Origin of the sequence: Pseudomonas sp. P8_241 (assembly GCF_034008315.1) — a bacterium.
Lineage (GTDB): Bacteria > Pseudomonadota > Gammaproteobacteria > Pseudomonadales > Pseudomonadaceae > Aquipseudomonas.
Genome location: NZ_CP125377.1, coordinates 1669422 through 1693699, shown reverse-complemented (window position 1 = coordinate 1693699; position 24278 = coordinate 1669422). Strand labels below are relative to the sequence as shown.

23 protein-coding genes are annotated in these 24278 nt (G+C 59.1%); 4 read left to right on the top strand and 19 right to left on the bottom strand.

All coding sequences use genetic code 11. The annotated features are described in order from the left end of the window. Positions 1–19: 19 nt before the first annotated feature. The 10 genes from QMK58_RS07635 to QMK58_RS07590 all read right to left on the bottom strand — a co-directional run bounded on the left by QMK58_RS07635 (position 20) and on the right by QMK58_RS07590 (position 9574). A complete protein-coding gene (locus tag QMK58_RS07635; protein ID WP_320396103.1) occupies positions 20–2113 on the bottom strand; it encodes an LTA synthase family protein in 2094 nt (697 codons plus the stop codon). 376 nt (positions 2114–2489) lie between these two features. Next, complete coding sequence (locus QMK58_RS07630; protein ID WP_320396102.1) at positions 2490–3095, bottom strand: START domain-containing protein; 606 nt, start codon at positions 3093–3095, stop codon at positions 2490–2492. A gap of 41 nt (positions 3096–3136) precedes the next feature. After that, a complete protein-coding gene (locus QMK58_RS07625; protein ID WP_053161832.1) occupies positions 3137–3391 on the bottom strand; it encodes a YkgJ family cysteine cluster protein in 255 nt (84 codons plus the stop codon). Positions 3392–3556: 165 nt separating this feature from the next. Then, a complete protein-coding gene (locus tag QMK58_RS07620) occupies positions 3557–4033 on the bottom strand; it encodes a hypothetical protein (protein WP_053161834.1) in 477 nt (158 codons plus the stop codon). An 87-nt stretch (positions 4034–4120) separates the two neighbouring features. Continuing rightward, positions 4121–5560 (bottom strand): PLP-dependent aminotransferase family protein, encoded by a 1440-nt coding sequence (locus QMK58_RS07615; protein ID WP_053161835.1) that lies wholly within the window; start codon positions 5558–5560, stop codon positions 4121–4123. 201 nt (positions 5561–5761) lie between these two features. Further along, complete coding sequence (locus QMK58_RS07610; protein WP_053161837.1) at positions 5762–6574, bottom strand: OmpA family protein; 813 nt, start codon at positions 6572–6574, stop codon at positions 5762–5764. Further along, positions 6571–6927 carry a DUF4398 domain-containing protein gene (locus QMK58_RS07605; RefSeq protein ID WP_053161840.1) on the bottom strand — a complete coding sequence of 119 codons (357 nt, stop codon included), beginning with the start codon at positions 6925–6927 and terminating at the stop codon, positions 6571–6573. The genes QMK58_RS07610 and QMK58_RS07605 overlap by 4 nt, the downstream gene beginning before the upstream one ends. A gap of 9 nt (positions 6928–6936) precedes the next feature. After that, on the bottom strand, positions 6937–7764 hold the full coding sequence (locus QMK58_RS07600; protein WP_320396101.1) for a substrate-binding periplasmic protein: 828 nt from the start codon (positions 7762–7764) through the stop codon (positions 6937–6939). A gap of 128 nt (positions 7765–7892) precedes the next feature. Next, entirely contained in the window at positions 7893–8822 is a 930-nt protein-coding gene (locus QMK58_RS07595) for an electron transfer flavoprotein subunit alpha/FixB family protein (protein WP_053161844.1), read from the bottom strand. 2 nt (positions 8823–8824) lie between these two features. Further along, a complete protein-coding gene (locus tag QMK58_RS07590) occupies positions 8825–9574 on the bottom strand; it encodes an electron transfer flavoprotein subunit beta/FixA family protein (RefSeq protein WP_053161846.1) in 750 nt (249 codons plus the stop codon). Positions 9575–10121: 547 nt separating this feature from the next. Between QMK58_RS07590 and QMK58_RS07585 the strand changes: the two genes are divergently transcribed. After that, entirely contained in the window at positions 10122–11786 is a 1665-nt protein-coding gene (locus QMK58_RS07585) for an electron transfer flavoprotein-ubiquinone oxidoreductase (protein ID WP_053161848.1), read from the top strand. Positions 11787–11959: 173 nt separating this feature from the next. On the opposite strand, the gene QMK58_RS07580 is transcribed toward QMK58_RS07585, so the two are convergent. Further along, positions 11960–12850 (bottom strand): AraC family transcriptional regulator, encoded by an 891-nt coding sequence (locus QMK58_RS07580; RefSeq protein WP_053161850.1) that lies wholly within the window; start codon positions 12848–12850, stop codon positions 11960–11962. A 189-nt stretch (positions 12851–13039) separates the two neighbouring features. On the opposite strand from QMK58_RS07580, the gene QMK58_RS07575 reads away from it, so the two are divergent. Continuing rightward, positions 13040–14092 (top strand): NAD(P)-dependent alcohol dehydrogenase, encoded by a 1053-nt coding sequence (locus QMK58_RS07575; RefSeq protein WP_320396100.1) that lies wholly within the window; start codon positions 13040–13042, stop codon positions 14090–14092. Here the strand turns inward: QMK58_RS07575 and QMK58_RS07570 are convergent. The 6 genes from QMK58_RS07570 to QMK58_RS07545 form a co-directional block, all read right to left on the bottom strand. Then, entirely contained in the window at positions 14089–14892 is an 804-nt protein-coding gene (locus QMK58_RS07570) for an IclR family transcriptional regulator (protein ID WP_053161854.1), read from the bottom strand. The genes QMK58_RS07575 and QMK58_RS07570 overlap by 4 nt on opposite strands. Before the next feature lie 60 nt (positions 14893–14952). Further along, positions 14953–16263 carry an MFS transporter gene (locus tag QMK58_RS07565; protein ID WP_053161857.1) on the bottom strand — a complete coding sequence of 437 codons (1311 nt, stop codon included), beginning with the start codon at positions 16261–16263 and terminating at the stop codon, positions 14953–14955. Between the two features lie 169 nt (positions 16264–16432). Then, positions 16433–17581, bottom strand: a complete 1149-nt coding sequence (gene dgoD / locus QMK58_RS07560; RefSeq protein ID WP_053161858.1) for a galactonate dehydratase — start codon at positions 17579–17581, stop codon at positions 16433–16435. Positions 17582–17629: 48 nt separating this feature from the next. Beyond that, entirely contained in the window at positions 17630–18250 is a 621-nt protein-coding gene (locus tag QMK58_RS07555; RefSeq protein ID WP_320396099.1) for a 2-dehydro-3-deoxy-6-phosphogalactonate aldolase, read from the bottom strand. An 18-nt stretch (positions 18251–18268) separates the two neighbouring features. Beyond that, positions 18269–19261: a 2-dehydro-3-deoxygalactonokinase gene (locus QMK58_RS07550; RefSeq protein ID WP_053161862.1), complete on the bottom strand. Its 993-nt coding sequence runs from the start codon at positions 19259–19261 to the stop codon at positions 18269–18271. A gap of 191 nt (positions 19262–19452) precedes the next feature. Continuing rightward, entirely contained in the window at positions 19453–19935 is a 483-nt protein-coding gene (locus tag QMK58_RS07545; protein ID WP_053161864.1) for a GNAT family N-acetyltransferase, read from the bottom strand. A 192-nt stretch (positions 19936–20127) separates the two neighbouring features. Here QMK58_RS07545 and QMK58_RS07540 point away from each other — a divergent pair, with 192 nt between their 5' ends. Both QMK58_RS07540 and QMK58_RS07535 read left to right on the top strand, forming a co-directional pair. Next, positions 20128–21333 (top strand): MFS transporter, encoded by a 1206-nt coding sequence (locus tag QMK58_RS07540; protein ID WP_320396098.1) that lies wholly within the window; start codon positions 20128–20130, stop codon positions 21331–21333. An 80-nt stretch (positions 21334–21413) separates the two neighbouring features. Then, a complete protein-coding gene (locus QMK58_RS07535; RefSeq protein ID WP_053161868.1) occupies positions 21414–21737 on the top strand; it encodes a hypothetical protein in 324 nt (107 codons plus the stop codon). 91 nt (positions 21738–21828) lie between these two features. Here the strand turns inward: QMK58_RS07535 and QMK58_RS07530 are convergent, their stop codons facing one another. Both QMK58_RS07530 and QMK58_RS07525 read right to left on the bottom strand, forming a co-directional pair. Further along, positions 21829–22758 (bottom strand): PfkB family carbohydrate kinase, encoded by a 930-nt coding sequence (locus tag QMK58_RS07530; RefSeq protein WP_320396097.1) that lies wholly within the window; start codon positions 22756–22758, stop codon positions 21829–21831. Further along, positions 22751–24217, bottom strand: a complete 1467-nt coding sequence (locus QMK58_RS07525) for a purine-cytosine permease family protein (RefSeq protein ID WP_320396096.1) — start codon at positions 24215–24217, stop codon at positions 22751–22753. The genes QMK58_RS07530 and QMK58_RS07525 overlap by 8 nt, the downstream gene beginning before the upstream one ends. Positions 24218–24278 lie beyond the last annotated feature (61 nt).

Below are 24278 nucleotides of genomic sequence, written 5' to 3'. Positions count from 1 at the left end.
TTTTTTATTGCGTCACAACTTAGTCCGGCGTCCCGTCGACCACACCGGCGGTGTTGTCCAGCAGGCTCTTGGTCGCCGTTTGCAAGAACGCCTCGAGTTTGGTTTTCAACTCCGCGGTGCGCGGCGCGTCCGGGATAACCTCGGCACGTGGATTAGCACCCAGTTCGTACTGGTACATCTTCGGCGCCATGTCCTTGTCCCGCGGCAGCACCAGAATCTGGTCGGCGGTAATAATGGCCGTGGTCTGCTCGCTGCCCGAAGGCTTGATCACGCCAAAACCCGGGTCGCCTTCCGGCAGGTTGAGCAGATCTCGACCCCAGCACTGATGGCGCACTTCACCACCGATGCGACCCATGATGGTCGGCACGATGTCGATCTGAGTGCCCACGGTGTGGTCGCGCTGGCCGAATTTTTCCTGGATGCCCGGTGCAATCATCAGCATCGGCACATTGAAGCGCCCCAGGTCCATTTCGGTGATCTGGCGCTCGTTGCCGAAACCGTGGTCACCGACGATGACAAACAACGTTTCCTTGAAGTACGGCTCCTTGCGGGCCTTTTCAAAGAACTGGCCCAAAGCCCAGTCCGAGTAGCGCATGGCGGTCAGGTGTTCGTTCAGGCTGCCACGATCAGTGACGCGCTCGACCGGCAATGGCGTCGGCAACGCGTATGGCGTGTGGTTGGACAGGGTTTGCAGCAAGGCATAGAACGGCTTGCCGTTTTCCCGCGCCTTGAGCTCCACCAGACCACGGTCGAACATGTCCTGGTCGGACACACCCCAGGTCGGATCCGAGAACACCGGGTTAACGAAATCGTTACGGCCGATGAAATTGGTCATGCCCTGGTTGCTGAAGAAACCCGACTGGTTGTCCCACGCGAAATCGCCGTTGTAGACATACACATCGTCGAAGTCACGCACGCTGAGCAACTGCGGCAAGCCCGACAGCTTGTGACTGCCTTCCGGAGTCTGCATCAGGTATTCGAAGCCCGGCAGGTTCGGGAAGCAGGCCATGGTGGCGAACATGCCCTGGTGGGTATGGGTACCGTTGGAGAAGAAACGGTCGAACATCAACCCTTCCTTCGACAGTTTGTCGAGGTACGGCGTGATGTTGCCCGGTGCGCCAAGCGCACCCACCGAGTGCCCCGCCATGCTTTCCATCAGGATCACGACGACGTTCTTGATCGGCAGGGTCTTGTCCGCCGGCGGCGTGTAATCGCGACGGACCGCTGCGGTCTCGCCATCCACCAGCTTGTCATCCGCCATCACCAGCATGTCACGCACGACTTGTTGAGCTTGCGGCTGTGGCAGCGTGGCTTTCCAGATATTGTCGCGATCTTCGGACATGCGGCTCTTGGCGGCGGCAACCAGCGAAAGCGTACCATTGAGACCCAGTTGATTGGCGAAGTTGGAGTCCGTGGTGTAGACGTCACCCCAGCGCATTGGCGGACCTTGACGTAAAGTGCCACGGGCCGCGACCACGCAGATCAGCAAGCAAACCACAAACACACCAACGCGCGCGTACCACGGTGCTATCTGGCGCGTGCCGATACTGCCACCACTGAAAGGACCACGAGGTCGGGTCGCACGGTCGGCGCCCTTGAACGCCATGCTCAGGATCACGGTGCCCACGGCCCATGCCAGGAGGTAGCGGACCACCGGGAAACCGTACCAAAGCATGCTGGCCACGGTTTTCGGATCTTCCTTGACGTACTGGAAGACCAGCCCGTTCAGGCGCTGGTGGAATTCACGGTAGAAATCCATCTCCATCAGGCCCAGGAACAACGCGATGCTGGAGACAAGGGTCAGCCAGAAGCGAAAGAACCCGCGCGCCGCCATGGCCCGGACGCTGAACAGCGCCAGCAACAACGGAATGCTGAGGTAGACCACCAGGCGCAGGTCGAAACGCAGGCCATTGGTGAATGCTTCGAAAAAGGTCGAGGCCGGGGTGTCGAGGATCATCTCGCGGTTGTAGACCAGCAGCGCGACGCGCAGCAGGCTGAACATGACCATCATGACCAGGGCACACAACAGCGTGTAGGCCAGATGCGATTTGACGGTCGGTTGCAGCAGGCGACTAGAAGCTCGCTGCTGATTCAGGGCGTCCGGGATTGCCATGTCGTTTTAGGACCCATTGGAAGTTGAAGTTTCAAAAAAACAGCGGCGCCTTACCCTCTTATGGCCAGTACCTGGCCCCGGGGTTTGCGCGGTGCGCAAATGTTGCACGATCAACGGCAGCATTGCCATTGATAACTACGCTCACTCAAACGCTGCATAGGCGCTGAGCCAACCGCAAGGTCAAAGGATCGCAGTCTGCGGAAGCTCCTGCAGGGATGTGTTCAGCATCCGCAAGAACGCGGGGCGGATTGTCTTGGAGGGTTTGTGAAAAATTCGTGCAACGAATATTCGGATACAAAATAAAGCGCTGTCCAACTCTGAAAAACAGAAACGCCCCGAACCGGTCGGGGCGTTTACAAGCCTGCTCAACGTACCGTTACTTCTCGGCACGTTCCTTCAAGGCTTTCAAGGTATTGAAAGGAGCATCCACCACGAACTTGTTGGCCACCATCGACGGTACGCTGCCACCAGGTTCGGTGTGCACCTGATAGGTCACTTCGACCTGATCGCCCTTGGGCACGAACTTCCAGAAACCCTCGACCCTGTCCACACGGACGAAACCTTTTTCTTCGGGAATGTACTTCGGCACGCCTTCAAGCTTGCGGGTCAGGCTGCCATCGGCGCCTTCGATGGTCGTGACATGCAGCACCGAATCACGGGCAGTGACTGGCCACGGCGTATTGAACTGAGTGTAGGTCCAGGTCTGATCGCCTTCGTGTTTGAGCAATTTCTGGATTTTGCATTCGTGAATCCAGGCGCAAGCGCCCGGTACGTCTTCCTGCAACGCACGCAGTTTGGCCACGGTGGTCTTCATCAGCGCCACCCCCTGGTAAGCCTTGTAATCGGAGCCAGCCACTTCGCTCAGGGACACCTTGATGCCGTCTTCGCTCTTGGCGACTTTCCAGTCCTCGGCCTGTGCAACCGACGTGGCCAGCACGGCCGTCAAACCACACAAAACAGCAATACGATGCAGCGAACCCATAGTCTTATTCCTTATTGTTGAGTTTCCGTTGGTTCAACACATCACGCGGCCGTCATTTGCTCCCACCAGCCGATCAGCCTGATGGCTTCGTCGCTGCTGTTGCCACACACCTCGGGGTCGGCTTCAAACGCCGAGCACACCGCTGGTCGTTCCGGTTGCCCGAAAATCTTGCACAGGTTTTCGTCGGACAATTGCAGGCAGCGTTCACCCGCGGCTTTGCCATTGGGCATTCCGGGAATCGGTGAACTGATGGAAGGGGCAATGCAACAGGCACCACAGCCCTCACGGCATTTCATGACGGCAAGCTCCTCGCGACGAGCAATGTGTTAAAGGACGTGCCACAGAGTACCTGCTAAAACACTTGTTTAAAATTACCCGCAGGCGAGTTTTTCAGCTGAAACGGACGTGACCGGACAGTCTCCGACAAAGCGTCTGATCTGCGGCTCACGGATTGGGACGTGTTACTGCTTGAACTCGAATTCCAGTGCTGCGCCTTCGACTTCATGGCGTTCTTCATTGCGTAGTTGCAACTGCATTTCGTTGCTCAGCAACCGACCGTTGAGTTGAAACGGGCTATTTTTGTCGCCGAACATTTGTGGCAGCAACGGTTCTCGCTTGGGCAGCGGTACGGTACCGACCGGCTTCAACTCTTGAACCATGTCCCGGGGCAGCCTCAAATCCAGTTGAGCAGGTGGAAGCTGAGTTTTCACAACTTCACTGGCCGGCTTCGATTTGGAGGCAATCGGTGGGCGCTTTTTCACAACCTCAGCGCGCTTTTTGACGGGTTCGGCTGTTTTGTCGGGCGTATCGGTATTCTCTTTAACCTGCAAATTGCCGCTGGACGGTACGTCCTGCAAGGAAGCAGCAACGGCGGATGCTGGCTGAATGCTCGCTGACAAGCAGATCAACAGCCAGGCGGCAGGAAAAATCGGTTTCATGGACCCAACGGTGCAAACGGCAGAGAAGCCTATGCTCCCCTGTTGCAACGGACAAGACAAGCGCAGTCGGTAACCGCGCGTTACATGTCACAGACCGCCAGCCGTCTCCTGGCAGAGTTGGGTAGCCAGCATGCCCAGCGTCATCAATGCGCGCTCCGCTTCACGGTTCCACGGGATGCCACAGTTCAGACGGATACAATGATTGAACTGCTCGGTATTACTGAAAATCAGCCCCGGCGCAATACTGATGCCCTGCTGCAATGCCCGGACGTGCAGTTCCTGGGTATTGACCCTTCCCGGCAAACTGACCCAAAGAATGAATCCGCCGGTCGGCCGTGTCATTTGGGTACCTTCCGGAAAATACTGCTGCACGGCCAGTTGGAAGGCGCTGAGGTTTTTCCGGTATTCCTGGCGGATGAAGCGCAGATGTCGATCGTACCCGCCATTTTCCAGATACGCCGCAATACCCATTTGCGTGACACTGCACGCAGAATGCGTGCTGAACGTCTGCAACCGCTGGATTTCCTGCTGATATTTGCCGGCGATCATCCAGCCGATCCGTACGCCCGGCGAAAGGGTTTTGGAGAAACTCGAGCAATAAATCACCCGATCCAGGCGATCATAGGCCTTGAGTGACTTGGTGCGGCCTTGCTCGAACATCAGTTCGCCGTAGATATCGTCCTCGACAATCTGGATATCGAAGTCCGATGCCAGGCGCAGCAGTTGTTTCTGCCGCTCCTCGGGCATGGTGCCTCCCAATGGATTGCTCAGACGCGTGGTCAGCACCAGCGCCTTGATCGACCACTGGTTGGCCGCCAGCTGCAGGGCTTCGAGACTCATACCAGTGGATGGATCGCTAGGGATTTCGATAACTTTCAAGCCCAGCAGATCCGCCAGTTGCAGCAAACCATAATAGGTTGGCGACTCAGCGGCGATCAGGTCACCCGGACGAGTCAAGACACGCAAGGACATCTGCAGGGCATCCACGCAACCGTGGGTGATCACCACTTCCGACGGGTCGACCACCACGCCGGCATCTCGCATGCGGATTGCCACTTGTCGACGCAAGGGTTCGAACCCGGGGCTGAACATGTAGCTGAACGCACGAGGGCTGTGGAATCGGGTGACCTTGGCCAACTGCTGATGCAGTGCCCGCACCGGCAAATAGTCGACACTCGGCACCGCCGCACCCAGCGGAAAAACACCTTCACGACGGGATTCGACCAAGACTTGCTGAATAATACTACTGCGAGTGACAAGCCCCGGTCGTTCGACCCGGGCGATGTCCGGTGTAGGTGCCGTCAGGGCCGGCGTCTGGTGCACGTAGTACCCGGACTGCGGCCGTGCACGGATCAGCCCCTGATCTTCAAGATTGGCGTACGCCTGCAACACTGTTGCATGGCTGACATTGAGCTGCGAGCTCATCTTGCGTACCGACGGCACGCGCTCTCCCGGTTGATAGACCCCACGGCGGATGTCTTCGGCCAGTTGCTGGGCAATACGTTGGTAGAGCAAAAGATTGGTCATGACGCAGCACTCGATTTCACGGGCATTTTATTCTTGTGTGAAACAATACCGGAACAGTTTAGAAGTGTACTGGGACAGTTGTCACAATAGTCGACCGTACAGTGCATTGTCAGCAAAAACTGTACTGTTGTGTGAGCGAATTGGCAGGCGTAAAAAAACCCGGCACTGCATGACAGGCCGGGTTTTCCAGAGACGCAACCCTCAGCGGGCGGCGCCGAGCTGGCCTATTTCGTCGGAGAATACAATTTCTACCCGACGGTTCTGCGCCCTTCCTCGTTCGGAGGCGTTCACATCTACCGGGTACTCATCGCCATAGCCCTCGACTTTAATGCGTTTGTCGTCGATTCCCAGATCCATCAGCAAGTCGGCGACCGATTGCGCACGGTCGCGAGACAGTTTGAGATTCTCCTGCTTGCCGCCGGTACTGTCGGTATAGCCTTCGATGCGAATCACGCGCTTGGGATTGAGTTGCAGGAATTGCACGATTTTCAACACCACGCGATTGGCCGAGGTTTTCAGTTCTGCCTCGCCCGTGTCGAACAGCATGTCACCCAGGGTCATCACCAGTCCGCGATCGGTCTGAGCCGTGGTCAACGCGAGTATCTGCTCCTCGAGCCATTTACCCTGCTGCTGCACGCTAAACAGTTTGGATTCGCGCAAGGCCAATTGCAGACGCTGGCGTTCCAGTTCGAGTTTCGCTGCACGCTCTTCGTTGAGCACCTGATTGGTGTGTTCTCTGGCAATCTCGCTGTAGCGCTGGCTCAAATACGCGTAGTGCACGACATCCGTTCCGCTTCCCCAGTAACTGGACAAGCGATCGGCGCGGGCCAGGGACTCACCGGCGCGAATTACATCCTTGGGGGCGATACGCAGCACATTGGAGTCTTCCTTGACCTTCTGGAAGTCGGTACTGGCTTGCTGGATTGCCGTCTCGCTGCGCTGACCCGCGCACCCGTAAAGACTCGCGCAACCCGCCAGGATCAAACCACAGAGCGCTTTGTTCTTGAGGCTCATTGGGCATCTCCCAATTGCTTGCGCAGACGGGTAATGCGGGTATTGAGCACGTCCAGTTGTTCCTCGCTCTTGAGTGTCAGTACTTTGGCTTCGGCCAGACGCGCATCCAGTTCGGCCTGCTCGGCGCGCATGCGTGCATTCTTGAAGGAATCGTCAGCCATACTGCCCTTGGCGCGGTTGAATTTGTCTTCGGCCAGTTTCATTTCCGGCACATCGTCGGCGTTGGCGCCAACTGCCTTGGCTTGCTCCAGTGCCTGTTCAGTCAGGCGCATTTGTTCATTCGGCGCCGGATCGGCTGCACAACCCGCCAGAGCCAAAAAGGCCAGGGCAGCGAAAAGAGGTCGAATACTCACGAAAAATCCCTACTGTTTTTGGATACTGGCGGGGTGTAGCGGCGCTTGCTTCTGTTGCGCGGTCCAGCGCTCGATATTGCGTTGCAGCACAGCCTCCGTCAGTCCGGACGCGGGCAATTCTGTCATCTTTTTAGCCAGCTGTCCGCGCAACCACGGATCGTTGCAGGCGGAGTTATGGGAAACCGCCAGGAACAGGCCCGGTCTGTCCACCGGTTGCGCACGTGCGATCAGGTCGTTGCCCATGCCAAGTGTCTGCGCCATCGCCATGCCCGAGTAGCGCCCGGCGAGGACAAATTCCACCTCGCCCAAGAGCAATTTTTGCAAAGCCTGGGTCAGATTTGGCGCACGACTGAGGGTCAATTGCTGCTCGGCAAATGTGCCGAATGCCGAAGTCAATCGAGATTTTTCCGACACTGCGCCGGAGTGGCCGTGCAGGTCCTGTGCTTCGTTGTAGACCAGCGTGGAATCCTTGCGGGTCCAGACCAGGTAATCATTTTCCAGCAGTGGCGGATAAATGTAGTCCAGGGTTTCCAGTTCGCTGACTGTCAACGGCGCGTCCGCCAGCATGTCCATCCGCCCACTGCGCACTTCGTCCAGAGCCTGGGAGCGTTTGCCGGCATAAAGCAGCTCGACCTTGATCCCCAACTCCCCCGCCACCTGCTGCAATAAATCAGCGCTGGCTCCGATAAGGTGCTTGGGGTTTTGTGGGTCTTGCCACAGATACGGCGGTGCATCCGGGCTACCGGTGACTACAAGGCGTTCGCACTTTCCTGCGGCAATCGAAAATGCCGGTAATAGCGCCAATCCCAGCAAACTCCAGACAAAACGCAGATCCATGGCAATACACTCCACTCATTCCCGGTTATGTCACCGTAGGAGCCTCTTTGCACTCGACAGCTCCTACAAAAAAGAGCAAAAAAAAGCCCGACCAAAAGGTCGGGCTCTTTATAAGTGAAGCAGCCGGATTAGACCAGCTTCTCCAGCTCAGGGATAGCTTCGAACAGGTCCGCCACCAGGCCGTAATCGGCCACCTGGAAGATCGGCGCTTCTTCGTCCTTGTTGATCGCAACGATCACTTTGGAGTCTTTCATGCCGGCCAGGTGCTGGATCGCGCCGGAGATACCGACGGCGATGTACAGCTGCGGTGCAACGATCTTGCCGGTCTGACCGACCTGCATGTCGTTCGGTACAAAACCTGCGTCGACCGCGGCGCGCGAAGCACCGACGGCAGCGCCCAGCTTGTCGGCCAGGGCGTACAGGTGTTTGAAGTTGTCGCCGTTCTGCATGCCGCGACCGCCGGAAACGACGATCTTGGCAGCGGTCAGTTCCGGACGATCGGACTTGGCCAGTTCTTCGCCAACGAAGCTGGAGATGCCAGCGTCGTGGGCAGCGGCAACGGCTTCTACCGAAGCGGAACCACCTTCAGCAGCCACCGGGTCGAAACCGGTAGCACGCACGGTGATCACTTTCACTGCAGCGTTCGATTGAACGGTAGCGATGGCGTTACCAGCGTAGATTGGGCGCTTGAAGGTGTCAGCGCTTTCTACCGAGATGATCTCGGAGATCTGGTCAACGTCCAGCGCAGCGGCAACGCGCGGCAGGATGTTTTTGCCGTTGGAAGTAGCGGCAGCCAGGATGTGGCTGTAGCCCTTGCCCAACTCTGCTACCAGAGGAGCGACGTTTTCCGGCAGTTGGTGAGCGTAGGCAGCGTTGTCAGCTACCAATACTTTGCTCACACCAGCGATTTTCGCAGCAGCTTCAGCCACGGCACCAATACCCTGGCCAGCAACCAGAACGTGGATGTCACCACCGATTTTGGCGGCAGCAGCAACGGTGTTCAGGGTGGCAGGAGCCACAACCTTGTTGTCGTGCTCAGCGATTACCAAGATAGTCATGATTAGATTACCTTCGCTTCGTTTTTCAGTTTCTCGACCAGTTCAGCCACCGACTTGACCTTGATACCCGCGCTGCGTGCAGCAGGCGCTTCGACTTTCAAGGTTGTGTTGGTGGAGGCGGTGGAAACGCCCAAAGCGTCCGGAGTCAGCACTTCGAGAGGCTTCTTCTTGGCTTTCATGATGTTTGGAAGAGACGCATAACGCGGCTCGTTCAGACGCAGGTCGGTGGTAACGATGGCCGGCAGTTTCAGGGAAACTGTCTGTGCGCCGCCGTCGATTTCACGGGTAACAGCTACGCTGTCGCCGCTGATTTCCACTTTCGAAGCGAACGTGCCCTGACCGTAGCCGCTCAAGGCAGCGAGCATCTGGCCAGTCTGGTTGTTGTCGCTGTCGATGGCTTGTTTGCCAAGGATCACCAGCTGAGGCTGTTCCTTGTCGACAACAGCCTTCAACAGTTTGGCAACGGCCAGGGAAGTCAGATCTTCGGCGGACTCGACGAGGATGGCGCGGTCGGCACCCAGAGCCAGCGCGGTGCGCAGTTGCTCTTGAGCGGTGGTCGGGCCGACGGAGACAACGACGATTTCAGTCGCAACGCCTTTTTCTTTCAGGCGTACAGCTTCTTCAACGGCGATCTCGCAGAACGGGTTCATCGACATCTTGACGTTGGCAAGATCGACGCCGGAATTGTCCGCCTTGACGCGAACTTTCACGTTGTAATCCACAACGCGTTTGACAGCTACAAGAACCTTCATGGATTCCTCGTTACTCTCCGGTGAAAAGAAAGTCGCCTAGGCGAACCTGGCGGTTGATGCTCATCGGGCGCAAGGGCACCTCCAAAAACGCCGGCAAAGGTGTCAAGTGACCATCGCTCATGATCTGGATGACCGTTCGTCAGTGGTGACCGACGAGTCATTCGCTATCGCGGCGTGTAAACTGCGCGCCAAAGCTGCGCTGCATATCACTCTCTACTGCCATCGCCCTGTCTTTAGAGGTGCTCTTGAAGCCACCAGTCAGCCTACGGCGAGCGCAAAACCGACCGTATCTTGACCGGAACGCCTATTCCGGTCAATACGCCAAAATAGCCGTTCATAAGGCGCGTGACTTTGATTTCTCTGGGTTTGAGCCAATTCAAACAAACGTTTGTATTGGACGCTGGGAGTGGTGTAGATATAATGCGCCACCCAGAGAGAAAGGTGGTCAATCGTTTGTCCGCTATCGGCATTACGCCGGGATTCATGGATGCGACACCAAACCTCCAATTAGAAAAAAAACTGTTGAGCCTTGAGTAGGAGATAACCTGTGGAACGCGAATACATGGAATTCGACGTGGTCATCGTCGGTGCCGGCCCCGCTGGTCTTTCCGCCGCCTGCCGCTTGAAGCAGAAGGCTGCTGATGCCGGTAAGGAAATCAGCGTCTGCGTGGTCGAAAAAGGCTCCGAAGTCGGTGCTCACATTCTGTCCGGTGCCGTGTTCGAACCACGCGCCCTGAATGAACTGTTCCCGAACTGGAAAGAACTCGGCGCGCCGCTGAACACGCCAGTCACCCGCGACGACATCTTCGTTCTGAAGAACGCTGAAAGCTCGCAGAAAGTCCCTGACTTCTTTGTGCCCAAGACCATGCACAACGAAGGCAACTACATCATCTCCCTGGGCAACCTGTGCCGCTGGCTGGCCCAGCAGGCCGAGAACCTGGGCGTGGAAATCTACCCGGGCTTCGCCGCTCAGGAAGCGCTGATCGACGAAAACGGCGTGGTGCGCGGGATCATTACCGGTGATCTGGGCGTCGACCGCGAAGGTCACCCCAAGGACGGCCTGTACACCCCGGGCATGGAACTGCGCGGCAAGTACACGCTGTTCGCCGAAGGCTGCCGTGGCCACATCGGCAAGCAGCTGATCAAGCGTTTCAACCTGGACACTGACGCTGACGCCCAGCACTACGGCATCGGCTTGAAAGAAATCTGGGAAGTCGACCCGGCCAAGCACCAGCCAGGCCTGGTGGTCCACACCGCCGGTTGGCCGATGGACATCATGGGCACCGAGAACACTGGTGGCTCGTTCCTCTATCACCTGGAAAACAACCAGGTCGTGGTGGGTCTGATCGTCGACCTGTCCTACAGCAACACTTACCTGTCGCCGTTCGACGAGTTCCAGCGCCTCAAGCATCACCCGGTGCTCAAGCAGTATCTGGAAGGCGGCAAGCGCATCAGCTACGGCGCCCGCGCCATCTGCAAGGGCGGCCTGAACTCGCTGCCGAAAATGGTCTTCAAGGGTGGCGCGCTGATCGGTTGCGACCTCGGCACCCTGAACTTCGCCAAGATCAAAGGCAGCCACACCGCGATGAAGTCCGGCATGCTCGCCGCTGAATCGGTGGCAGACGCGCTGTTCGCCGAGAAAGATGGCAGCGAAGAGCTGACCACTTACGTCGACGCGTTCAAGAACAGCTGGCTCCACGAAGAACTGTTCGCCAGCCGCAATTTCGGTCCGGCGATCCACAAGTTCGGCGCGATCGTCGGCGGTGGTTTCAACTGGCTGGACCAGAACATCTTCGGCGGCAAACTGCCGTTCACCCTGCACGACACCAAGCCGGATTACGCTTGCCTGAAACTGGCGGCCGACTGCAAGAAGATCGACTACCCGAAACCGGACGGCAAGATCAGCTTCGACAAATTGAGCTCGGTGTTCATCTCCGGCACCAACCACGAAGAAGAGCAGCCGTGCCACCTCAAGCTGACCGATCCGAGCATCCCGATCAGCAAGAACCTGCCACTGTACGATGAGCCTGCTCAGCGTTACTGCCCGGCCGGCGTGTACGAAGTGATCACCAAGGAAGACGGCGAGAAGCGCTTCCAGATCAACGCCCAGAACTGTGTTCACTGCAAGACCTGCGACATCAAGGACCCAGCACAAAACATCACCTGGGTGACCCCGGAAGGCGCTGGCGGCCCGACTTACCCGAACATGTAAGCCGAACCGCTGAACATCGAGGCTCCCGCAATGGGGGCCTTTTTGTTGCCTGCGATAATGATCCCCCCTGTAGGAGCCGACTTGCTGGCGATAGCGGTGTGACAGGGACATCTGTCTCGACTGATACACCGCCATCGCCAGCAAGCCGGCTCCTGCAAGGAAATTGCGGAGGGTCAGGCTGCGCGTTCATCACCAGGACTGCGCTCAAAATAGCGCTTGTACTCGCGACTGAACTGCGACGTGCTCTGATACCCCACCCGATGCGCCACCTGCGCCACACCCATTCCCTCCCCCACCAACAACTGCTGCGCCCTCAGCAAACGCAGTCGCTTCAAGTACTGCACCGGTGACAACAAGGTGCTGCGCTTGAAATGCTCATGGAAGGTCGAGGCACTCATGTTCGCGCAACTGGCCAGGGTCTCGACGTTCAATGGCTCGGTGTAATGTGCATGCAGATGACTGAGCGATGCCGCGATCCGGGCGAACTGACCCTGCTGTTCCACCAGTGCACGCAGTACATCGGCTTGTGGACCGCGCAGTGCAACAAACAACAATTCGCGCAGACGCGCTTGCCCCATGATTTGGCATTCCAGAGGATCGTGCAGACACCGCAACAGCCGCTCGACACAACCTCGCATCGCATCATCGAGCACCGCCGAGGTCATGGACTCAGGCGTTTGCGCCGGGATATTCCGCCCCGGCGCCAAGCCCATCGCCATCACCAACTCGCCGAGCATGACCCGGTCAATCGCCACGGAAACGCCCAGCATCGGGCCAGCGGGTGCCGCAAAGGTTTCGCACTCGAACGGCACCGGCAACGCCTGGATCAGATAGTGCCCGGCGCCATATTCAAGGGTGCGCTGCCCCAGATACGCCAGCTTGCTACCCTGGGCAATGATCACCAGGCTCGGCTCGTAAATCTGCGGTCCACGGGCCACATCACAACTGGCCCGTAGGACCTGCACGCCCGGCAAGGCAGTCGGGACGAAACCGTCGCGAGTGGACAGCGGCTCGATCAGTGAAACCAGGGTGGCATTGGCATCAAGGTGACGGGTCAACAGCATCGGAGTTCTTCACAAAAAAGACACGGGAACGGGATGAAAACATCATCGCAGATCCACTGACCAATGCGACGGATCACACCCGCATGCCGGAGGAATAGGCATGACACCCGGAGGAATCGTCATTTGCGCTACAGGTTTCGACGCCCAAAATGCGCCACCTCATCTGTCACTGCTTTTGCGAGGTTCACCATGTACACCGCCATCGGATACGCCGCCCAGTCGGCCACCACGCCCCTCGCCCCCGTGAAGTTCCAACGCCGCAGCCCACGAGCCGACGACGTGGCGATCGATATTCTTTTTTGCGGCGTCTGCCACTCCGACATCCATCAGGCCCGCAACGAGTGGGGCATTGCCGTTTACCCGCTGATGCCCGGCCATGAAATCGTCGGAAAAGTTACCGCCATCGGTACGAACGTTACCCGACATAAAATCGGCGACCTGGTTGGCGTCGGCTGCATGGTTGACTCTTGCCGCAGCTGCGAAGCCTGCCAGGCTAACCTCGAGCAATACTGCTTCGAAGGTCCGACCATGACCTATGCCACCCCGGATCGAGTGGATGGCAGCATTACCATGGGCGGGTATTCCAACAGCATCGTGGTCAGCGAGCATTTCGTGGTACGCATTCCCGAGTCACTGGACCCGGCCAACGCCGCGCCGATCCTGTGTGCCGGTATCACCACCTACTCGCCGCTCAAGCACTACGGCGTAAAGGCCGGTGACAAGGTCGGAATTCTCGGAATGGGCGGCCTCGGCCACATGGGTATCAAATTTGCGAAGGCCATGGGCGCTGAAGTGACGTTGTTCACTCGTTCGGCGAACAAGGCCGAAGAGGCTCGTCGTCAGGGCGCGGACCATGTGATCGTGTCCACCGATGACACGCAGATGCAGGCAGCCGCCGGTCACTTCGACTTCCTGCTCGACACCATTCCGGTGCAACACGACCTCAACCCTTACCTCGATACGCTGCGTTTCGACGGCGTGCATATTCTGGTGGGGTTGATCGAACCGGTCGAGCCACCAGTGCATGCGGCCAAACTGGTGTTGGGGCGTCGGATGCTGGCCGGGTCGCTGATAGGCGGCATCGCCGAAACCCAGGAAGTGCTGGATTTCTGCGCCGAGCACAACATCACCTGCGACATCGAGATGCTCGACATCCGTCAGATCAATGAGGCTTACGCCCGTATGATTGCCGGTGACGTGAAGTACCGTTTTGTCATCGATATGGCGACCCTCAAGGTCTAAACCTTGAGTCCCAGTTCCGACGACAGCCGGGCCGTGACCCCTTTGATCAGGGGAATCAGCTCGGCCATTTTTTCCAGAGGCATGTATGGCACGGTGCTGGCGATGCTGATACCGGCGACGATGCGTTTGCTGGCATCACGGATCGGCGCCGCCACGCAGCGGATCGACGGTTCATTGTCTTCCAGATCGAAAGCGTAGCCGCCCGCCACGTACTCGATCATGCGCTGCTGAAACTGCTCCCAGGATTGTTCGGGGTGTTGCGGCCAGAACTGGCTTTTCCCACCCGCCGGCAGGCTGACTTCGTACAGGCGCTGCCACTCTTGCGGCGAGTCATCGAGCATCAGCGCCTTGCCGATGCCGGTGCGCGCCAACGGCATGCGATGGCCGACCCGCGAACGCATTTCCGGACCATTGCGCCCCGGATTCTTGTGCAGGTACAGCACTTCGTCGCCTTCACGAATCGCCAGGTGAATAGTGTCGCCGGTCAATGCTGACAACTCATCCAGATACGGCCCGGCCAGAGTCACCAACGGCAACTCTTCACGAGCCTGAAAACCCAGCTCGATCAGCTTCGGCCCTAGCAGATAACCGACTTGCGGCACTACCCGCAGATAACGCTCGTCCACCAGGCAACTGGCCAGGCGATGGGTGGTGCTGCGCGTGGTGCCGATCAGCCGGGCAATTTCCTTGAGATCGCGGGCGCCACTGGCTACGGCCTGGACCACGCCCAAACCGCGAAGCAGTGTCTGGGTGCCGGTCGGCGCGGTGTCCTTGGCAACTTTTGGGGCGTCTTCCTGCATATCCAGCCTTTACCGTTGAGCGAGTGAACGGGCGGCATTATGGTCGCCCGCGTGCCACGACTACAACTTGATACGCTCGACCTTGCCCACCAGCAAAATGTAGGAAAGCGCACCAATCAACGCCAGAACCGAGATATAGGTGATCGCCGGGGCGAAAGAATCGCCGCTGGCAAGGAACCCGATCACGATAGGCGTGGCGATGGCCGACAAGTTGCCGATGAAGTTGAACACCCCGCCGGTGAGCCCCAGCAAACGCGCTGGAGCCAGGGTCGACACCAAGGACCAGGTGATCGAAGCCAGACCGTTGCCAAAAAATGCCAGCGCGAGGAAGGCAATCACCAATGGCGTCGAGTCGACAAAATTGGCGCCGATGATCGACGTGGAAATCAGCAGCCCGCTGATGATCGGCAGCTTGCGGGCGAAGCCCACCGAGTAACCGCGACGGATCAAAAAGTCCGAGAAGAAACCGGAACACAACACACCGACAAACGCAGCGAGAAACGGCAGTGACGCCAACAGACCGGACTTGATGAAATCCATGCCACGGTATTTCACCAGGTACGTCGGGAACCACGTCAAGAAAAACCACAGCGTCGAGTTAAGGCAGAACTGACCGAGGTAAATGCCCCAGAGCTTGCGCTTGGTCAGAACAACGCCCAGGTCGCTCCAGCTGAATTTGGCTTTGACCCTGGCTTGTTCGGACTGGATATCCACCAGCCCGCCGCCCTCGCGGATCAGGTCGATTTCAGCCTCATTGGCACCGCTGAAATCCCGTGGTTCGCGATACACCGCGTACCAGATTGCCGCCCAAATGATCCCCACCGCGCCCGTGGCGACGAAGACCATATGCCAGCCGAACTCGTGCTGAAGCCACGCCAGAACCGGCGTCAGGAAAGCCAGACCGACAAATTGTCCGGAAGTGTAGAAACCGATGGCCGTGGCGCGTTCGCGCTCAGGAAACCAGGTGGTGACCACGCGGCTGTTGATTGGATAGGCCGGCGCTTCCAGGGCACCGACCGCCATGCGCAACACGAACAGGGCGATGAAGCTGGCGGCGAAACCGAGCATCACCGTGGCCACCGACCACAGCAGCAAGGCGACGCTGTACAGAATCCGCGGAGGCACCCGGTCCACTAGCCAGCCACCAGGGATTTGCATGGCGGCGTAGGTCCAGCCGAACGCGGAGAAGATCAGGCCGACGTGGATCGGGTCGATACCCAGATCGGTGGTCAGTGCTGGCGCGGCAATCGACAGATTACTGCGGTCCAGGTAGTTGATCACCACGGTGATGAACAGCAGCACCATGATGAAAAAACGCTTGCGGCTGGGCGTCACCAACGACGCCTGCCCGGTGAGGGTTTGCGGTTGCATGAAGGGTGCCTCTTTTTATGGTTATTGAGGTCGTTCCAAGACTGGCGCTAATCCCGTAGGAGCCGGCTTGCTGGCGATAGCGGTATCACATGCGGCATCAATGTGACTGACAGGACGCCATCGCTGGCAAGCCAGCTCCTACAAGGGATCGTGGTGAATCAGAGAGATTTCACCACTCGGCAAAACTGCCATCGGCATGGCGCCAGATCGGGTTGCGCCAGCGGTGGCCGATGGCGGCGCGTTCGATCACGTATTCCTCGTTGATCTCGATACCCAGGCCCGGTCCGTTCGGGATCTTCACGAAGCCTTTGTCGTAGTCGAATACCCGTGGATCCTTGACATAGTCGAGCAGGTCGTTGCTCTCGTTGTAATGGATGCCCAGGCTCTGTTCCTGGATGAATGCGTTGTAGCAGGCCGCATCCAGTTGCAGGCACGCCGCCAGGGCGATCGGGCCTAGCGGGCAATGCAGCGCCAGCGCCACGTCGTAGGCTTCGGCCATGTTGGCGATCTTGCGGGTTTCGGTGATGCCGCCGGCGTGGGAGGCATCCGGCTGGATGATGTCGACGTAGCCTTCGCTGAGCACGCGCTTGAAATCCCAGCGCGAGAACAACCGCTCGCCCAGGGCAATCGGCGTGCTGGTCAGCGGCGCCAGCTCTTTGAGCGCTTCATAGTTTTCGCTGAGCACCGGTTCTTCGATGAACATCAGTTTGTACGGGTCGAGTTCTTTCATCAGCACCTTGGCCATGGGCTTGTGCACCCGGCCATGGAAGTCGACGCCGATGCCGATGTTCGGGCCAACCGCATCGCGCACAGCTGCAACGTTGGCCAAGGCCTGGTCGACCTTGTCGAAAGTGTCGAGGAATTGCAGCTCTTCGGTGCCGTTCATTTTTACCGCGGTGAAACCACGCTCGACCGCTTCTTTTGCCGCCCGCGCGGTATCCGCAGGACGGTCGCCGCCGATCCACGAATACACACGAATCTTGTCCCGCACCTGACCGCCCAGCAGGTCGCTGACCGACACACCCAGCGCCTTGCCCTTGATGTCCCACAAGGCCTGGTCGATACCGGCCAGGGCGCTCATGTGGATCGCGCCGCCACGGTAGAAGCCGCCGCGATAGAGCACGGTCCAGATGTCTTCGATGTTGCGCGGATCTTTGCCGATCAGGTAGTCGGACAATTCTTCCACGGCAGCGGCAACGGTGTGGGCGCGGCCTTCGACCACGGGCTCACCCCAGCCGGTCACGCCCTCGTCGGTCTCGACCTTGAGGAAGCACCAGCGCGGCGGAACGATGAAGGTGGTCAGTTTGGTGATTTTCATCTGATTGTCTCTCTTGTTAGATGCAGCGCTCGCAGCGCCAGAAAAGTCTTAGCGAAGGGCCTTCCAGGCAGCGACATAGGCCTTGGCATTGGCCGCCACTTGCGCCGGCGTCATGTCCGGTTTGAACAGGCCTGAGCCGAGACCGAAGCCCTTGACGCCCGCATCGATGAACGAATGCATGTTGTCTGGAGTAATGCCACCAACCGGCGCCAGAAGGGTTCCGGCCGGCAATACCGCGAGCCAGGCTTTGACGACCGCAGGCCCCATCTGCTCGGCAGGGAAAAGCTTCAATACATCCGCACCTTCGGCCAGTGCGGCAAAGGCTTCGGTCGGTGTAGCGACGCCCGGCGACAGGTACATTCGCGCCGCTTTTGCGGCGCGCAACACCTTCGGATCACTGTGGGGCATGACGATCACTTGGCCGCCCGCCGCTTTCACCTGTTCAACCTGCTCCGGCGTCACCACCGTGCCCGCGCCGATCAGGCAATCGGCGGGCAAGGTATTGCGCAGGATGCGGATACTTTCGTACGGCTCCGGGGAATTGAGCGGTACTTCGATGATGCGAAATCCCGCGGCGTACAGGACTTCGCCGATGGCCGCCGCTTCCTGCGGGCGAAGGCCGCGCAGGATCGCGATCAGACCGTTTTGCGCCAAGGCGTGTTTGAGCATGTCAGACCTCCAGTCAGGTTAACGGGATGCGGTGGACGTGATCAGCCCGGCGGCGAGCGCCAGTTGCCACAATCCGCGTTCGGTGGCCTGTTCGGCCAGGGTCACCCGGGCAAAACCGCAGGCGTCGAGCGCGCGGCTGTAACGGGCACAGAGTCGGGTGTTGCCGATAAGGATGACCGACGGCAAATGCACACTGTTGCGGCGACGCCGCTGAGCGCTGGCCAGGGCCGAGAGCTCGTGACCGATCAGCAGGCCGGACAGGTAATCCGCTTGGGCCGTGGCACTCAATTCGCCGGTCAGGCCCAGGCTGCGGGCACTGAACAAGGTCGACAGCGGGCCGATTTCACCGTCCGCCGACAATGCGATCTGCACGCCCCGATCAAACGCATCGCCATCGAACGAGCCACCGCGTTGCTGAGTGCGGCCCAGAATGCTGTGTTCGCTGAGTACGGCGAAGACTTCGCCAGTCATGAACGTCTCGAAATGCACGATGCAGCCGTCGGCCACTTCCACCCATTTCGAATGGCTGCCGGGCAGACCGATCAGCCGATCAGCACCCGCCTCGCTCGCCAGCGTTTGCAGCACCCCGAGCACCTGGGTTTCTTCGCCGCGCATCACGTTTGGAAGGCGCGAACGCTGAATCACCCCCGGCACGATATGCACATCGACACCGCGAAGACTGCGCACGGTTTGCAGGGACGTTCCGAGATTGGCGACGTTCGCCGGTGTATCGCGGTAGGCCGCTTCTCGCCAACCCTGGGCGCTGCCGACCATGCCACAGGCAATCACCGGCAAGTCGGGTTGTTCGTCGAGCCAGTCGCCACAGGCGTCATCGAATGCGAGTTCAAAACCATCGGCGCAGTCCCGGCCGTTGATGACTCGCGGCGCCTTGGGCAACTGCATGATTCCCGACGACAGCGAACGCTGTTCGAGCACCTGGCCGCCTTCGGCAAGTTTGTAAGCACGGAGTGAGGTCGTTCCCCAATCCAGTGCGATCAATTGCGCCCGCATCGCTTCACCTGTTCTGGTTTATTGGCAGTGAGTGGGCGGACTATAAACCTGCGCCGCGGTAAATCTCAATATATAAATATCAATCCCATATTATGGGATAAGACAAAAAAAAGATCGCAGCCTGCGCCAGCTCCTACGTTGGAATACGTTCTCTGTAGGAGCTGCCGCAGGCTGCGATCTTTTAAGAGGTTTCAGTTACCCGAGGCAAAATCCCGCAACACCGCCCCATCCATCCGATACCGAACCCACTCCTCCTGTGGCTGGGCACCCAGGGATTTATAGAATTCGATGGCCGGCGTATTCCACTCCAAAACACTCCACTCAAACCGCCCGCAATCATTGGCGCAGGCGATTTTTGCCAGATGACGCAGCAAGGTTTTGCCCGCACCACCGCCGCGCTGTTCCGGAGTGATGTACAGGTCTTCGAGATACAGGCAATTGCTCCCCAGCCACGTTGAATAGCTGAAGAAGAACACCGCGAAACCAATTGGCAAACCGCCGCGCAAGCAGATCAGGCCATGGGCGGTGGCGCCTTCACTGAACAAGCTGCGCTCGATGTCGGCGACGCTGGCGATGACTTCATGGCGGGCACGTTCGTAGTCGGCCAGCTCAGTGATGAACGCGAGGATTTGCGGCGCGTCACTGGGGGTCACCGGGCGGATTTCGATCGTCATGGACGTGCCTTGTCAAAAGTTGAAAACGCCATACTAAGGCGATGCGTGGTTCGTGGCGAGGGGGCTTGTCTGCGGGAATAGCGCTTACTCCGGCCAGCACTAACCCTGGAATCGAAAACCTCGGACCTATCCTCCTGACCTTGCGTGGTTAGATAGGCAAGCTGCTCATCTATCCGGTCAAGGAACCGCGTCATGTCTACCGCAACACCCCAGGTTTCAAGCAAGTTGTTCGGCCTGTTTTGTCTCGCCAGCTACCTGCTCTCGCTGTCCTATGGCTCGACGTTTTTACTGTCGCTGTTGATCGGTTCGCGCGGCGGCAATGAGCACGATGCGGGCGGTGTGATTTCGGCGGCGATGCTTAGCACTTTTGCGGCGGTGATTGTCTCCGGGCATTTGTCCGATCTGCTTGGCGCAGCGCGTTCGGTGGCGCTGTTCGGCGTGCTGTTGGTGGCCGCCAGCCTCGGCTTCGCATTGTCGCCGGGGTTTGGACATCTGCTGTTGTTTTTTGGCTTGCTGCTGGGATTGGGCTGGGGTGTGTTCTACACCCTCGGGCCGATCATCGTGGCGAGTCTGGTAACGCCGGCCCAGCGCGCCAGATACTTCGCGTTACTCTCGGGCAGCATGATGACCGGGATCGGCAGTGGGCCATTGCTCGGTCGTGCCGCGAGTGCCCTCGGCTATCCGGTGACGGCGGCGTTTTATCTGGCGGCGCTGGCCAGTCTGATCGGCGTACTGCTGTTCTGGCGGCTGGATCGACAACTCAAACAGGCGCCGATGCAATCGACCAGCGTGTCGCGGATTTCCTGGCGTGCAACGGGTCAGGTGCTGTCCTCCAGGGCCGTGTTCCCGATCATCATGGTTGGCCTCGGCGGTTGCCTCTTCGGTGGACTGTCGAGTTTCCAGACCAGCTATGCAGCGGCGCGCTCGCTCGACTATTCGCTGTTTTTCCTCGGTTTCATGAGCGCAGCGATCAGTGGGCGCCTGTTGATCGCCGGGTTCGTGGTCAAGCGCGATCCCTTTCTGACCTCTTGCCTGCTCTCGGGTTTGATGCTGAGCTCGATCCTGATGTTCGGGTTTGTCGTCGACGACGGCTTCACTTATGTGCTCGCCGCCGTGATGCTCGGGGTCGGTTATGGCTTGACGTACTCGGTGATCAACGGCCTGGCTGCTAATGAAACGCCTGAAGGCACTACGTCACAATCCCTGTTGCTGTTCAGTCTGTCGTACTTCATCGGAGTGTTTGGTTTTCCGCTGCTGGCGGGAAAAATCATCGTCGAACAGGGCATGGCAACCCTGCTGCTCACGGTCCTGGCCGTCGCCTCGCTCAACTGGTTGATTACCGTGGGCCGGCTGATGTGGCGGCGGGCAACCACGGTCAAGGCGCTGCAGCAGGCCTGAGCCGTTCGTCGCGAGTACGGCACCCCTTCGGATCGAGGGCTGACTAATCAAGTAGGACTCTATTCGTTGGAGACGAGACTATGAGCCTGTCCAGATTGACCGCCTTCGCCCTCACTGCCTTGCTGTCTTCCACCGCACTCGCCGGAACGATCGGTTCCAGCACCGGTCCGACCAACCCGGTGGAAAAACCCCAGGCACCGGCCATCCAGAGCGCTCCCGGCATGAATACCAACGGTACGGGCGTCGACAACAGTCTGCCCCCCTCCACCGGCACGGACCCACGGATACAGGGCAACGATGCAGGTCGTCAGGGCGGATTGAATGTGCCGGACACCAAAACTCCGAGTGAGGGCGGACTCGGCTCGACCACCACCGACAATCAAAAAGGCGGTATGAGCCAATAACGGGCCCCATCGCTGGCAAGCCAGTTCCTACAGGTTTTTTTGCTGTCCGCCGATCCAGTGCAGGGGCCGGCTTGCCAGCGACAGCGGCAACTCAGTCACCGCAGATTTGCCCGATCAACGCGTCCACCTCAGCCGCACCCGGCGAAGTCGCCGGCCCCCAACGCGTGACCGCCAGCGCCGCCGCCGCATTCGCTCGCCGCGCCGCGTCAAATGCCGATAACCCTTGCGCCAGCCCCGCCACGAATACCCCGGCATGGGCATCGCCAGCACCGTTGCTATCCACCGCCTCGACCTTGAATCCCGGAACATGTCGACGCTGGGAACCCTGGCTGATCCAGCACCCTTGGGGCCCGTCGCGAACCACTATCAGTGCGCTGGCCGACAGATGCTCGGCCAGGCAATCCAGCGCCTCGGTAATGTCCGCTGCTCCGGTAAACGTCAGCGCTTCGACCGCGTTGCTGGTCCACACATCGATACGCGCAAGCAGTGACTGCATCAATGGCTCGTCCGGCGAATTCACCAACGGACCTGGATCGAATACCACACTGACATCATTGCGCAGCGCCAGCGTCCAATCCACCAGCGCTTGTGCCTTTGCGCTGTGCAACAGGCTGTAGCCGCTTAAATAAGCGTAATCACCCGCCTCGGGCGGCACGCTTGCCAGGTCCTCGGTACTCAATTCGCCCTCGGCACCGATGTAGGAAACAAAACTGCGCTCGGCGGACGCATCGGTGATGGCAACACACAAACCCGTGTCCCGCTCGGCACGATCCGCGATGCCGATACGAATACCTTCAGCATTCATCGCATGCCGCGCCAGATCGCCGAAACGCCCGGAACCGTGACGCCCCAGATAGACCACCGGCAGACCATTACGCTGTGCGGCAGCCATCACATTAAAGCCCCCGCCGGCCTCAAAACTGGCGGACTGCGCCAGCACGTCGCCGCCCGCCTCGGGCAATTTATCCACGGCCATGACCAGGTCGATGATGACCTGGCCAGTGTGCAGCATCCTAGGCATGAGCATTCTCGACTTGCGCGGCGCGACGATCTTTCGCCCCGCCGAGAATAGAATAAATCCCCCCCGCCACCATGAAAGTCACGACCCAGCCGAGACCGTTATGGCCCAGCCACGAGTCGGACAGGAAGCCTTTGAACCAGACGTTTTCAGCCGTGGTGCCGATGGTGGTGAAACTGAAACCCAGCACGATGGCGATCGCCCATGCACCGAAGGCACGCCACTCGACGCCACCGCGATACCAATAGGCGCTGTTCGGACTGACGTCCAGCAGATCCCAGGGGCTGTAGTAATGACGGTGAATCAGGTCGACCACAAAGATCCCGACCCACGCGGTAATCGGCACCGCCAGCAGGGAAATGAAAGTGATGAACGGGCCGTAGAAGCTGTCGGCAATCAACATGAAGTAAATCGAACCGGCGAAGATCGCGACGATGTCGACCACAACCGCGTAGACACGCTTGACCTTCAAACCGAGGGTCAGCGTGGTCAAACCGGCGGAATACACCGACAGGTTGTTCGACAGCAACAAGCCGCCGAACGCAGTGATCAGATACGGCACGGCCATCCAGGTCGGCAGCATGTCGCGGATCGCAATAATCGGGTCAGTGGCCTGGGCCAGGTCGTTATTGCCCACCGACAGCAAGCCGCCGAGGGTGATCAGCAGCACCAGCGGAATCCCCGCACCAAATGCCGCCGACGCCACCAGGCGCACGGCCTTGACGCTACGGTGCTGATAGCGCGACATGTCGGCACCGGCGTTGGCCCAACCAATCCCCGTGCCGGCGGCCATGGTGCCGACGCCGATGATCATCGCGCTGAGCGGCGCAGGCGTGGCACTCAATACTGCGCTCCAGTCGATGGTCGCACAGAGGAAACCGCCGACCAGAATGTTCAGCGCGCCGAACACGTAAGTCGCCCACTTCTGTATCACCAGCAGCGTGGCGTGACCGAGACCGGAAACCGATAACGTCAGCAGCACGAAAATCGCAATGAACACCAGGGTCAACACCGGAGCGCTTTTGGCCTCGACCGGCGAGCCGAACAGGATCGAGCACAACGACAGCAGCACGAACGCGGCAGTGGTGGTGTTAACGGTTTCCCAACCGAGACGAGACATCAGCGACACCATCGTCGGTCCGATATTGCCGCGCACACCGAAGATCGCCCGGGACAGGGTCAGGCTCGGCGCACGGCCGCGACGGCCGGCAATCGAAATGATCCCGACCACGGCGAAGGAGCCGGCGGCGCCGAGGATCGCAACGATGATTGCCTGCCAGATCGCCAATCCGCGAAAGGCTACGAGCGTCGCGCCCAGCGGCAGGCCGAGGATGGAAATGTTGGCGGCGAACCAGACCCAGAACAGTTGCAGCGGATGGCCATTACATTCGGCCTCCGGCACCGGTTCGATACCGCGGGTTTCCAGTTGCCCGGCACTTTGCCCGGCGCTCGATGAACTCATGAAAAATGCTCCTGTTGCCATTTTTGTGGTTGTGGGCAAGACGATCCGGCGACCCACGACC

Excerpts from the sequence above, each read along its gene's own strand:
- QMK58_RS07635 (WP_320396103.1), bottom strand. The coding sequence starts at position 2,113 with ATGGCAATCCCGGACGCCCTGAATCAGCAGCGAGCTTCTAGTCGCCTG.
- QMK58_RS07630 (WP_320396102.1), bottom strand. The coding sequence starts at position 3,095 with ATGGGTTCGCTGCATCGTATTGCTGTTTTGTGTGGTTTGACGGCCGTG.
- QMK58_RS07625 (WP_053161832.1), bottom strand. The coding sequence starts at position 3,391 with ATGAAATGCCGTGAGGGCTGTGGTGCCTGTTGCATTGCCCCTTCCATC.
- QMK58_RS07620 (WP_053161834.1), bottom strand. The coding sequence starts at position 4,033 with ATGAAACCGATTTTTCCTGCCGCCTGGCTGTTGATCTGCTTGTCAGCG.
- QMK58_RS07615 (WP_053161835.1), bottom strand. The coding sequence starts at position 5,560 with ATGACCAATCTTTTGCTCTACCAACGTATTGCCCAGCAACTGGCCGAA.
- QMK58_RS07610 (WP_053161837.1), bottom strand. The coding sequence starts at position 6,574 with ATGAGCCTCAAGAACAAAGCGCTCTGTGGTTTGATCCTGGCGGGTTGC.
- QMK58_RS07600 (WP_320396101.1), bottom strand. The coding sequence starts at position 7,764 with ATGGATCTGCGTTTTGTCTGGAGTTTGCTGGGATTGGCGCTATTACCG.
- QMK58_RS07595 (WP_053161844.1), bottom strand. The coding sequence starts at position 8,822 with ATGACTATCTTGGTAATCGCTGAGCACGACAACAAGGTTGTGGCTCCT.
- QMK58_RS07590 (WP_053161846.1), bottom strand. The coding sequence starts at position 9,574 with ATGAAGGTTCTTGTAGCTGTCAAACGCGTTGTGGATTACAACGTGAAA.
- QMK58_RS07580 (WP_053161850.1), bottom strand. The coding sequence starts at position 12,850 with ATGCTGTTGACCCGTCACCTTGATGCCAATGCCACCCTGGTTTCACTG.
- QMK58_RS07575 (WP_320396100.1), top strand. The coding sequence starts at position 13,040 with ATGTACACCGCCATCGGATACGCCGCCCAGTCGGCCACCACGCCCCTC.
- QMK58_RS07570 (WP_053161854.1), bottom strand. The coding sequence starts at position 14,892 with ATGCAGGAAGACGCCCCAAAAGTTGCCAAGGACACCGCGCCGACCGGC.
- QMK58_RS07565 (WP_053161857.1), bottom strand. The coding sequence starts at position 16,263 with ATGCAACCGCAAACCCTCACCGGGCAGGCGTCGTTGGTGACGCCCAGC.
- dgoD (WP_053161858.1), bottom strand. The coding sequence starts at position 17,581 with ATGAAAATCACCAAACTGACCACCTTCATCGTTCCGCCGCGCTGGTGC.
- QMK58_RS07555 (WP_320396099.1), bottom strand. The coding sequence starts at position 18,250 with ATGCTCAAACACGCCTTGGCGCAAAACGGTCTGATCGCGATCCTGCGC.
- QMK58_RS07550 (WP_053161862.1), bottom strand. The coding sequence starts at position 19,261 with ATGCGGGCGCAATTGATCGCACTGGATTGGGGAACGACCTCACTCCGT.
- QMK58_RS07545 (WP_053161864.1), bottom strand. The coding sequence starts at position 19,935 with ATGACGATCGAAATCCGCCCGGTGACCCCCAGTGACGCGCCGCAAATC.
- QMK58_RS07540 (WP_320396098.1), top strand. The coding sequence starts at position 20,128 with ATGTCTACCGCAACACCCCAGGTTTCAAGCAAGTTGTTCGGCCTGTTT.
- QMK58_RS07535 (WP_053161868.1), top strand. The coding sequence starts at position 21,414 with ATGAGCCTGTCCAGATTGACCGCCTTCGCCCTCACTGCCTTGCTGTCT.
- QMK58_RS07530 (WP_320396097.1), bottom strand. The coding sequence starts at position 22,758 with ATGCCTAGGATGCTGCACACTGGCCAGGTCATCATCGACCTGGTCATG.
- QMK58_RS07525 (WP_320396096.1), bottom strand. The coding sequence starts at position 24,217 with ATGAGTTCATCGAGCGCCGGGCAAAGTGCCGGGCAACTGGAAACCCGC.